9 protein-coding genes are annotated in these 9,932 nt (G+C 64.2%); 1 reads left to right on the forward strand and 8 read right to left on the reverse strand.

Annotated elements, in window-relative coordinates; all coding sequences use genetic code 11:
• Window positions 1–78 precede the first annotated feature (78 nt).
• From BVH03_RS10345 to BVH03_RS10355, 3 genes are all read right to left on the reverse strand, one after another.
• A complete protein-coding gene (locus BVH03_RS10345; RefSeq protein ID WP_075961077.1) occupies window positions 79–747 on the reverse strand; it encodes a TVP38/TMEM64 family protein in 669 nt (222 codons plus the stop codon).
• A 176-nt stretch (window positions 748–923) separates the two neighbouring features.
• A complete protein-coding gene (locus BVH03_RS10350) occupies window positions 924–1,874 on the reverse strand; it encodes a homoserine kinase (RefSeq protein ID WP_075961078.1) in 951 nt (316 codons plus the stop codon).
• A gap of 12 nt (window positions 1,875–1,886) precedes the next feature.
• Window positions 1,887–2,171 carry a DUF2782 domain-containing protein gene (locus tag BVH03_RS10355; protein ID WP_075961079.1) on the reverse strand — a complete coding sequence of 95 codons (285 nt, stop codon included), beginning with the start codon at window positions 2,169–2,171 and terminating at the stop codon, window positions 1,887–1,889.
• A 75-nt stretch (window positions 2,172–2,246) separates the two neighbouring features.
• Between BVH03_RS10355 and polA the strand changes: the two genes are divergently transcribed.
• Window positions 2,247–5,099 (forward strand): DNA polymerase I, encoded by a 2,853-nt coding sequence (gene polA, locus BVH03_RS10360; RefSeq protein ID WP_075961080.1) that lies wholly within the window; start codon window positions 2,247–2,249, stop codon window positions 5,097–5,099.
• A gap of 481 nt (window positions 5,100–5,580) precedes the next feature.
• On the opposite strand, the gene yihA is transcribed toward polA, so the two are convergent.
• The 5 genes from yihA to BVH03_RS26805 form a co-directional block, all read right to left on the reverse strand.
• On the reverse strand, window positions 5,581–6,228 hold the full coding sequence (gene yihA / locus BVH03_RS10365) for a ribosome biogenesis GTP-binding protein YihA/YsxC (RefSeq protein WP_075961081.1): 648 nt from the start codon (window positions 6,226–6,228) through the stop codon (window positions 5,581–5,583).
• Window positions 6,229–6,322: 94 nt separating this feature from the next.
• Complete coding sequence (locus BVH03_RS10370) at window positions 6,323–7,219, reverse strand: D-hexose-6-phosphate mutarotase (RefSeq protein ID WP_075961082.1); 897 nt, start codon at window positions 7,217–7,219, stop codon at window positions 6,323–6,325.
• A gap of 108 nt (window positions 7,220–7,327) precedes the next feature.
• Complete coding sequence (locus BVH03_RS10375; protein WP_075961083.1) at window positions 7,328–8,704, reverse strand: TRAP transporter large permease subunit; 1,377 nt, start codon at window positions 8,702–8,704, stop codon at window positions 7,328–7,330.
• On the reverse strand, window positions 8,697–9,242 hold the full coding sequence (locus BVH03_RS10380; protein WP_075961084.1) for a TRAP transporter small permease subunit: 546 nt from the start codon (window positions 9,240–9,242) through the stop codon (window positions 8,697–8,699). The genes BVH03_RS10375 and BVH03_RS10380 overlap by 8 nt, the downstream gene beginning before the upstream one ends.
• Before the next feature lie 166 nt (window positions 9,243–9,408).
• Window positions 9,409–9,932 (reverse strand): integrase core domain-containing protein (locus BVH03_RS26805; protein ID WP_256574671.1); only part of this gene is annotated, 524 nt, incomplete at its 5' end.

Genomic DNA, 9,932 nt, shown 5'->3' on the forward strand with positions numbered 1-9,932 from the left:
GGTTCTAAAGCCCGCCACCGAGCGAGTCGATCAGCCAGGCTCGGGTCAACGGCCTTGCCCATGGCCGGGTCGCGGCGCTCATTGAGCAGCTTGCCGGCCCGCCATGCGTCGGCGCCACAGGTAGATCGCCACGCCGGCCGCGGCCAGCACGGCGAGCGCTACCGCGCCGCTGCCCAAGTCATGATCGAGCAGCGATTCGCCGAGCACCACGAAGGCCACGGCGTAGATTCCGGTGATCAGCCCGGAGACCCCGAAGTAGATCCAGAAGGGTACGCCGGCCATACCCAGCAGGTAGTGCTTGATGAAGATCGGCACGCCTGGGGCCAGCTTGACCAGCAGCGCGAAACGCAGCGCGCCCTGATCCTTTTCGAAATCCGGAATGTCGTAGCGCGTGCGCGCCAGCAGACGGGCGAGCCAGGGGCGCAGGCCGCTGCGGGCGATCCAGTAGCAGAGCACCAGGTTGGTGGACAGGGCGATGGCGCTGCCGGCAAGGCCCACATAGGTGCCGAAGGTCGCCCCGGCGACGATGAAGAACGGGGTGATCGGCACGCCCAGGGCAGGCAGCAGCGCCATGGCCAGAAAGAAGGGCACCACGCTGGCCTCTTCGCGCCAGGCGATGAATGCCTGGTAATCCCAGGCATTCCAGATCATCACGGCGAGCACCAGCAAGGTGACCGCGCCCAGCGCACGTAGTGCCCAGGTGGCGGGCGTGGAGCGGCGAGTGTGCTTGGGCGAGGGTGATGGCATGGCGGCCCTTGTCGTGCAGCTGACCCGATCTTTGGACGAGCCGATGATGACGGCCTCTCGCAGGCGCAGTGCACGCCCCTGCGAGAGGCGATCGAGAGCCGCAGCATAGGGGCAAGGGTTGGAAGGGAACAAGGGTGACGCCGAGCACAGCGCCACTATTTCGTCACATCCTGCGTCTATAGCGCGAACGGCAGGGCCAGGCTGACCTGCTGGCGCGCGGCCAGACGGCGCTGGAACTCGCCCGGATCATGGATCAGCACGTCCTGACCGGCGAAGGCTTCGGCGGCGATCAGCCGCGACAGCCAAAAGCGTACGCAGGCGATGCGCAGCATGGCCGGCCAGATCTGCGCTTCGGCAGCGGTGAACGGGCGCAGAGCCGCATAGGCACCCATCACCGCGCGGGCGCGGTCTTCATCCAGGCGGCCCTGTTCGTCCGAGCACCAGTCGTTCACGGTGATCGCCAGGTCGTAGAGCATCGGCCCCGAGCAGGCGTTGTAGAAGTCGATCACGCCGCTCAGGTGGGTGCCTTCGAACATGCAATTGTCGCGGAACAGGTCGGCGTGCAGGTTGGCGCGCGGCAATTTGCGCACCTGCTCCTGCACGGCGGCGATTTCCGCCAGGGCGCTTTCCAGCAGCGCGGTGGCCTCCGGCGTCTGGTGGGTGGCCAGCACCTTGCCCTCGCGCAGCATCCATTCCAGGCCACGGTCGCTCTTGCGCTGCAGCGGGTGGTCGCGGGTCGCCAGGTGAATGCGCGCCAGCAACTCGCCGACTTCATGACAATGCTGGGCGTTGACGTCGCGAATGTGCTTGCCGCTCAGGCGCGGTTGCAGCAGCGCCGGCTTGCCGGCCAGGGTGCGTAGCGCTTCATCGCTGTCGGTGCGCAGGGCGTACGGAACCGGCAGCCCCGCGTCATGGAGGATGTCGAGCAGCTCGATGAAGAATGGCAGGTCTTCGCTGGGGCCGCGCTCGATCAAGGTCAGCACGAACTCGCCCTGTTCCAGGCTGACGAAGAAATTGCTGTTCTCGCTACCGGCCTCGATGCCCTGGAAGTCGAGCAGGCGGCCGAGCCCATAGGGCGCGAGAAAGGTTTCCAGTTGCGGACGTTGCAGCGGGGTGAACACCGACATGAATTGACTGCCTTACCAGCTGAAGATTTCCCAGGCCGGAATCAACATATCCGGCGAATCGGAACGCACGAAGTTGCCGTCGCTGCCGTCGGCCCGTACCAGGAAATAGGGTTTGCCACCTTTCGGGGTGACCTTGATGGCGTAGAGAAACCCGTTGACCCGGTATTCCTCCACGGTGCGATCGCCGTCCTGGCGGATGGTTACGTCGGGCTCGGCCGAGGGCGCATCACTGGCCTGCGAGGCGAACGGCACGGCTGCCAGCACGGCAAACAGGATCAAGCGATTGAATGGTCCCATGGTAACCTTGTCCCTTTGATATCAACGGTGCTTTGTATTCTAGCGCCACGCCCGCCGAAAAGGTTGATTGCCCTCATGAGCCAAGCTCCCCTCGTCCTGGTCGACGGTTCTTCTTATCTGTACCGCGCCTTCCACGCCCTGCCGCCCCTGACCAACTCCAAGGGCCTGCCCACCGGTGCGGTGAAGGGCGTGCTGAACATGCTGCGCAGCCTGCGCCGCCAGTACCCCGACAGCCCCTTTGCGGTGGTGTTCGACGCCAAAGGCGGCACCTTTCGCGACGAGCTGTTCGCCGACTACAAGGCCAACCGCCCGCCAATGCCCGACGAGCTGCGCCTGCAGGTCGAGCCGCTGCACGCCAGCGTGCGGGGCCTGGGCCTACCGTTGTTGTGCGTGGACGGCGTGGAGGCCGACGACGTGATCGGCACCCTGGCCCGGCAGAGTGCCGCCGAAGGCCGTGACGTGGTGATCTCCACTGGCGATAAGGACATGGCGCAGTTGGTGTGCAAGCACGTCACCCTGGTCAACACCATGACCGGTAGCGTCTACGACATCGAGGGCGTGAAGGAGAAGTTCGGCGTAGGCCCCGAGCTGATCATCGATTACCTGGCGCTGATGGGCGACAAGATCGACAACATTCCCGGCGTGCCGGGCGTCGGCGAGAAGACTGCTCTGGGCCTGCTGGTCGGCGTCGGTGGCGGCCTGGACGTGATCTACGCCAACCTCGACAAGGTACCCGGCCTGCCGATTCGCGGCGCCAAGAGCCTGCCGGCCAAGCTCGAAGAGCACCGCGAGATGGCCTACCTGTCCTACCAGCTGGCGACCATCAAGCTGGACGTGCCGCTGGACCTGAACTGCTCGCAACTGATGCCCGGCGATCCGGACATCGAGACCCTGACCGCGCTCTACGAGCAGCTGGAATTCAAGGGCTGGCTCGACGAGCTGCTGCGCCAGAACAAGGCTGCGGTGCCCAAGACCAAGCAGGCTGCCCGCGCCGAAATGGCGCCGCCTGCCGGCGATTTGTTCAGCGCGACTGGCACGGAGGCGGGCGAGGTGCCGGCGGTCCAGGCTGCCGCTACGCCGGCTGCTGGCGAAGACCAGCCGTCGGTGGTCACGGGCGAGTACCGCACCATCCTTGATCAAGGCGAGTTCGACACCCTGCTGGAGGACCTCAAGCAGGCCGAGCTGATCGCCTTCGATACCGAAACCACCAGCGTCGATGCCCAGCAGGCGCAGCTGGTCGGCCTGTCCTTCGCGGTCAAGGCCGGCGAGGCGGTTTACGTGCCGGTGGCGCACAGCTACATGGGCGTGCCCCAGCAGCTGGATCGCGACGCGGTGCTGCGTGCGCTCAAGCCGATTCTCGAAGACCCAGCCAAGGCCAAGGTCGGCCAGCACGCCAAGTACGACATCAACGTGCTGGCCAATGCCAGCACGCCGATCAACGTACAGGGCGTGGCCTTCGACACCATGCTCGAGTCCTACGTGCTGGACTCCACCGCCACCCGCCACGACATGGACAGCCTGTCGCTCAAGTACCTGGGCCACAGCACCATCCGTTTCGAGGACATCGCCGGCAAGGGCGCCAAGCAGCTGACCTTTGACCAGATCGCCCTCGAGCAGGCCGGGCCGTACGCCGCCGAGGATGCTGACGTGACCCTGCGCCTGCACCAGAATCTGTGGGCGCGCCTGGAAGAGATTCCGAGCCTGGCCGGCGTGCTGCGCGATATCGAGATTCCCCTGGTGCCGGTGCTGGCGCGCATCGAGCGCAATGGCGCGCTGGTGGATGCCAAGCTGCTTGGCGAGCACAGCCAGGAGCTGGGCGAGAAGCTGGTGGCCCTGGAGCGCCAGGCCTTCGAGGTGGCCGGCGAGGAGTTCAACCTTGGCTCACCCAAGCAACTCGGCGCCATCCTCTATGAAAAGCTCGGCCTGCCGATCATCAGCAAGACCGCCAAGGGCCAGGCGTCGACCGCCGAGGCGGTGCTCGCCGAACTGGCCGAGCAAGATTACGAGCTGCCCAAAGTACTGATGCAGTACCGCAGCCTGAGCAAGCTCAAGAGCACCTACACCGACCGCCTGCCGGAGCAGATCAACCCGCGCACCGGGCGCATCCACACCAGTTATCAACAGGCCGTGGCGTCCACCGGGCGCTTGTCGTCCAGCGATCCGAACCTGCAGAACATCCCGGTGCGCAGCGCCGAGGGTCGGCGCATTCGCCAGGCCTTCGTGGCGCCGAAGGGTTACAAGCTGGTGTCGGCGGACTATTCGCAGATCGAGCTGCGCATCATGGCGCATCTGTCCCGCGACGAAGGGCTGATGAACGCTTTTCGCGACAATCTCGACGTGCACACCGCGACTGCCGCGGAAGTGTTCAAGGTCGAGCTCGATCAGGTCAGCAACGACCAGCGGCGCAGCGCCAAGGCGATCAATTTCGGGCTGATCTACGGCATGGGCGCGCAGAAGCTGGCCAAGGACATCGGTGTCGATGGCAAGACCGCCAAGGCCTACATCGAAACCTACTTCACCCGCTACCCAGGCGTGCGTGAGTACATGGACCGCACGCGCCACCAGGCGGGAGAGCAGGGCTATGTGGAAACCCTGTTCGGCCGGCGCCTGTATCTGCCGGCGATCAAGTCGAGCCGCCCGCAGGAGCGTGCCGGGGCCGAGCGCACGGCGATCAACGCGCCGATGCAGGGCACGGCTGCCGATATCATCAAGAAGGCCATGGTCGCCGTGGATGAGTGGCTGACCGAATCCGGCCTGGATGCCCGGGTAATCCTGCAGGTACACGATGAACTGGTACTTGAGGTTCGCGAGGATCTGGTCGAGCAGGTCAGCGCGCAGATTCGCCCACTGATGGGCGAAACCGTGAAGCTCGACGTGCCGCTGCTGGTGGAAGTCGGCGTGGGCAATAACTGGGATGAAGCGCACTGACACCCACGAAAAAGGGACGCAGCTGCGTCCCGTTATCATTTAGTGCCGTGTGATCTTAGTAGTCATCAAGACCAAACAAAGGAATCTAAGCACCGCTGAACTTTACTTCTGTCCACCCGGTCAGAGTTTGGGAATGGCCCATAAAGCCCTTCGATGCTCCTTTGTTGTGTTAAGTGTTGGCAGACATCTGAACCCCGCCCTAGCGGTTCAGACTCTTAAACCCCGATCTTCTCCCTCCCCATACGAAGTTCGGGGTTTTTTTTGCCTGCAGGAAATGGCCGGCAGCTCGCCATCCCTCCTATTTCCTTCTTGGAGCCTAGCCGCTCCTCGCCGTAGCGCAATGCAAAACGCCCCGCGCAAGGCGGGGCGTTGGTAGCCTGGTGTTGAGCGTAGCGACACCCAGGAGACGCTGGTAAGCACGACAACACTCAATCCTGCTCCCGGGTATCGCTACGCTCAACCACGGGCTACGGGAGTGCGGTTATTCTTGGTGTTGCTCCCCTTCCTCGTCGCCGATCAGGCCCAGCCAGTGACCCAGAACGGTTTGTGCGTCTTCTACGCCGATGCGCTTGGGCGCCGAGAACAGTTGGATGCTGACGTGCCCGCCCCAGCCTTTGCGGATCTCCTGCTGCACCTTGAGCAAGGTGGTCTTCGCCGCACCGAAGGCCAGCTTGTCAGCCTTGGTCAGCAGGATGTGCATGGGCATACCGCTGGCGCCGGACCAGTCGAGCATCATGCGGTCGAACTCGGTCAGCGGGTGGCGGATGTCCATCATCAGGATCAGCCCGCGCAGGCTCTCGCGGCTGCCCAGGTAGGCCTCGAGGTGCTTCTGCCAGTGCTGCTTGAGCGGAATCGGCACCTTGGCGTAGCCATAACCGGGCAGGTCGACCAGGCGGCGCTCGTCGTCCAGGCGGAAGAAGTTCAGCAACTGGGTGCGCCCCGGGGTTTTCGAGGTGCGCGCCAGGCTGGCGTGGGTCAGGGTGTTCAGCGCGCTGGACTTGCCGGCGTTGGAGCGGCCGGCGAAGGCGACTTCATAGCCCTGGTCGTCTGGGCACTGGTCGACCTTGGCGGCGCTGATCAGAAAGGTGGCTTGCTGACACAAGCCGATTGCGGGGTTCTTTGCGTGCATCGGAGTTTCCGGTGGAGGGGCGTGCATCGCGGCAGTCTATCAGGCTGGCGACGCGCTGACCCGCGCCGCCTGACTGCCGCCATGGCACCTCATCTCAAAGTGGTTGCGCCCACAGCGTCACGTCGAGGCGGTACTCGGCGCCTGGGGCGAGGATCAGCGAGTCGTCCAGCACGTTGGCGTGCTCGATGCAGAGCATGCCCTGCCAGGCGTCATCGGCGAATTGCGACAGGCGCCTGGCCTTGTCGATCCATGGGTTCCACACCACCGCCGAGCCCGAACCCTGGCTGCGCATGAAAATGCGTCGCTTCCAGATGGAGTCGACGATGCTCAGCTGCGGCGGCGTCTCGAGGTAGATGCGGTCGGTCTCTCCGCTGAAGGTCACCGCGCCTTCCTGCCGTGCGGTTTTCCAGTCCTGCAGCGTGTCGACGTAGGTGCAGCCCTCCAGCCCTTCGATGCGCACCTGGCGAATGTCGCTGACCGCAAAGTAGGTGTGCAGCGCCTGACTGATCGGCAGTTCGCGGTCGCCAAGGTTGCGGGTGGTCAGGCTTAGCGACAAGCGCTCGCCGAGGTGAATGTCCAGCTGCAGCTCGGCGGCGAGTGGCCATTCGGCGATGGGCTGGGCAGCGGTGTCGAAGGCGAACGACAGGGTCACGCCGTCTTCTTCGGTATTCAGGCCGATCAACTGCCAGTCACGGTCACGCACCAGGCCGTGGGCCGGCGCATCGGCCGGGCGTGCATGGTTGGCGCGGATCGCTTCGGGGTTGCGCTGCAGGTCGCCGAACCAGGGCCAGCACACAGGCACGCCGCCGCGCACGCTCTTGCCGGTGCTGTAGGCCGCCTCGTCGCTGAGCCAGATCAGCGGTTCGCCTTGGGCCGGCTGATAGCGCAGGATCTGCGCGCCCTGTTCGCTGACCACGAGTTCGGCGCCGGCATGCTGGATGCGCCAGCAGGCCAGATCGCCCAGTTGAATGCGTTCGTTCGAGGTGCTCATGGGGGCTGCTCCTGAATAGGTTGGCTGTTGGGCCACGGCACGGCGGGGAGGTTCGCCAGCGCCATGAAAAACGCCCGTTGAGACGGGCGTTTTGCGTTGCCGCACAGTTTACGAGCCGTAGACCTGGGTCGGAAGCCAGGTGATCAGCGCCGGGAACTGATAGGCGATGACCAGCATCATCAGCTGGATGATGATGAACGGAATCACCCCACGGTACATGGTCGCGGTGCTCACCGAGCGCGGCGTGACGCCGCGCAGGTAGAACAGCGAGAAGCCCAGCGGCGGGGTGAGGAACGAGGTCTGCAGGTTGAGGGCGATCATCACCCCCAGCCATACCGGGTCCAGGCCCATGGCCAGCAGCACCGGGCCGACGATCGGCACCACCACGAAGATGATCTCGATGAAGTCGAGAATGAAGCCGAGCAGGAAGATCACCAGCATGACCAGGAAGAACGCGCCGAGCACGCCGCCGGGCAACTGCTTGAACACGTCCTCGATCAGCGCTTCACCGCCGAAGCCACGGAACACCAGGGAGAACAGCGAGGCGCCGATCAGGATCAGGAACACCATGCTGGAAATTTCCGTGGTGCCCTGGGCCACGCTGCGTAGCTGCGGCAGGCTCAGCTGGCCCTTGAACAGCGCCAGCAGGGTCGCGCCGACGGCACCGATGGCAGCGGCCTCGGTGGGCGTGGCGTAACCGGCGAGAATCGAGCCGAGCACCGCGATGATCAGCGCCAGCGGCGGCACTAGGGAGCCGAGCAGCTTGCCCCATTGCACCTCGCCCAGCTCTTCCTTGGGCACCACGGGCATCTTCTTCGGCTGGAAGATCGCCACCAGAATCAGGTAGACGACGTACAGCACCACCAGCAACAGACCCGGTACCAGTGCGCCCATGAACAGGTCGCCGACCGATACCGTCTTGGGCGAGAAGATGCCCATGCGCAGCTGCGCCTGCTGGTAGGCGCTGGACATCACGTCGCCCAGCAGCACCAGCACGATGGATGGCGGAATGATCTGCCCCAGGGTGCCGGTGGCGGCCAGGGTGCCGGTCGCCACGGCGGGGTCGAAGCCGCGCTTGAGCAGGGTCGGCAGGGCCAGCAGGCCCATGGTCACCACCGTGGCACCGACGATGCCGGTGCTGGCGGCGAGCAGTGCGCCCACCAGGCACACCGAAATCGCCAGGCCGCCGCGGATGCCGCCGAACAGGCGCGACATCGACTCGAGCAGGTCTTCGGCGACCTTGGACTTTTCCAGCATCACGCCCATGAACACGAACAGCGGCACGGCCAGCATGGTCTGGTTGTTCATGATGCCGAACAGGCGGTTGGGCAGGGCGCTCAGGTACCCGGCGTCGAAGGTGCCGGTGACCACGCCGATACCGGCGAACAGCAGTGATACGCCGGCCAGGGTGAAGGCCACCGGGTAGCCGCCCATCAGCACCAGGCAGATGCTCACGAACAGCAGGATCGACATGACTTCAGCCATGTTTCACCTCCTGCTCCGGCAGCACGCCGCACACCAGGTAGATCGCCTTGATCAGGTTGGAAATGCCCTGCAGCGTGAGGCTGACTACCAGCACCAGGATGATGCTCTTCTGCAGGTAGACGAATTTCAGACCGCCCGATTCGCTCGAGCCTTCGCGGGTCGACCAGGAGTTGGCCACGTAGTCCCAGCTCGCCCAGCCGAGAAACAGGCAGACCGGCAGCAGCAGGAGCAGGGTGCCGAGCACCTCCACCAGTGCCTGGCGGCGGCCGCTGAACTGCTGGTAGAAGATATCCACACGCACATGGGCATTGCGTTGCAGTGCCCAGGCCGAGGCGCCCATGAACACCAGCGCGTGGGCGTAGAGCACGGCTTCCTGCAGCGCGGTGGCGCCCAGGTTCATGCCATAGCGCAGGATCACCACCAGGGCCGTGCCGAGTACCAGAAACAGGGTCAACCAGGAGCAGGCCTGGCCGAAGCGGAAGTTCACGGTGTCGATGACCCGTGCGATCCCCAGTGGAAGTGAAGGCGTGTTGGACATGATGCGTCCTTATAGTTATCGAAAAAGAGCAAAAAGCGGGGGATTTTAGGCGGCGCTTCGCGCATCCGGCAATGGCGCTCGGGCCGGTTGGCGTGGTTTGCCATGATTTGTCGAATGGCCTGGAAGCATCGGTCTTGAGCTCTCTGGGAGGGCTGATGGCCATTGGCTAGATGTGTAAACCCAGTACGTTGTTCAGTGGCAATGGAGCCCGACTGATTGGTGGTTTGTAGTTGAGACTGCTGTGCGGCCTGTGCCAGTTGTAGTGGTGCAGCCAGGCTGGCAAATGCCTGGCTCGTTGTTCGGAGCTGTCATAGCTGCGTGCATAGGCCCACTCACGTAGGCTCGTTTGGATGAAACGTTCGGCTTTGCCGTTCGTGCGCGGTGTATAGGGTTTAGTGCGCATGTGTTTCAGCCCTAGCCGAGCACATAAGCGCCGAAAAGAATGAGAGCGGTAGCAGGCACCATTGTCTGTCATGACGCGTTTGAAGCGGATGCCCAGTCCGCGGTAGTAGCGCAACGCCTGCAGCAGGGCTCGACAGGCGCTATTGCCGCGCTCATCTGGGTGCAGGCTAGTGAAGGCCAGCCGAGACGCGTCATCGATGGCTACATGAACGAACTCCCAGCCGGCGCCAAAGGAGCCCTGCAGACGATCCCCCGTAACTCGGTGCCCTGGCCTCCAGAATCGACCCA

The sequence above is a fragment of the Pseudomonas sp. PA15(2017) genome (genome assembly GCF_001945395.1).
Lineage (GTDB): Bacteria > Pseudomonadota > Gammaproteobacteria > Pseudomonadales > Pseudomonadaceae > Aquipseudomonas.

Coding starts and splice junctions, on each gene's coding strand:
- yihA (WP_075961081.1), bottom strand. CDS start 6,228: ATGCACGCAAAGAACCCCGCAATCGGCTTGTGTCAGCAAGCCACCTTT.
- BVH03_RS10350 (WP_075961078.1), bottom strand. CDS start 1,874: ATGTCGGTGTTCACCCCGCTGCAACGTCCGCAACTGGAAACCTTTCTC.
- BVH03_RS10370 (WP_075961082.1), bottom strand. CDS start 7,219: ATGAGCACCTCGAACGAACGCATTCAACTGGGCGATCTGGCCTGCTGG.
- BVH03_RS10380 (WP_075961084.1), bottom strand. CDS start 9,242: ATGTCCAACACGCCTTCACTTCCACTGGGGATCGCACGGGTCATCGAC.
- BVH03_RS10355 (WP_075961079.1), bottom strand. CDS start 2,171: ATGGGACCATTCAATCGCTTGATCCTGTTTGCCGTGCTGGCAGCCGTG.
- BVH03_RS10375 (WP_075961083.1), bottom strand. CDS start 8,704: ATGGCTGAAGTCATGTCGATCCTGCTGTTCGTGAGCATCTGCCTGGTG.
- polA (WP_075961080.1), top strand. CDS start 2,247: ATGAGCCAAGCTCCCCTCGTCCTGGTCGACGGTTCTTCTTATCTGTAC.
- BVH03_RS10345 (WP_075961077.1), bottom strand. CDS start 747: ATGCCATCACCCTCGCCCAAGCACACTCGCCGCTCCACGCCCGCCACC.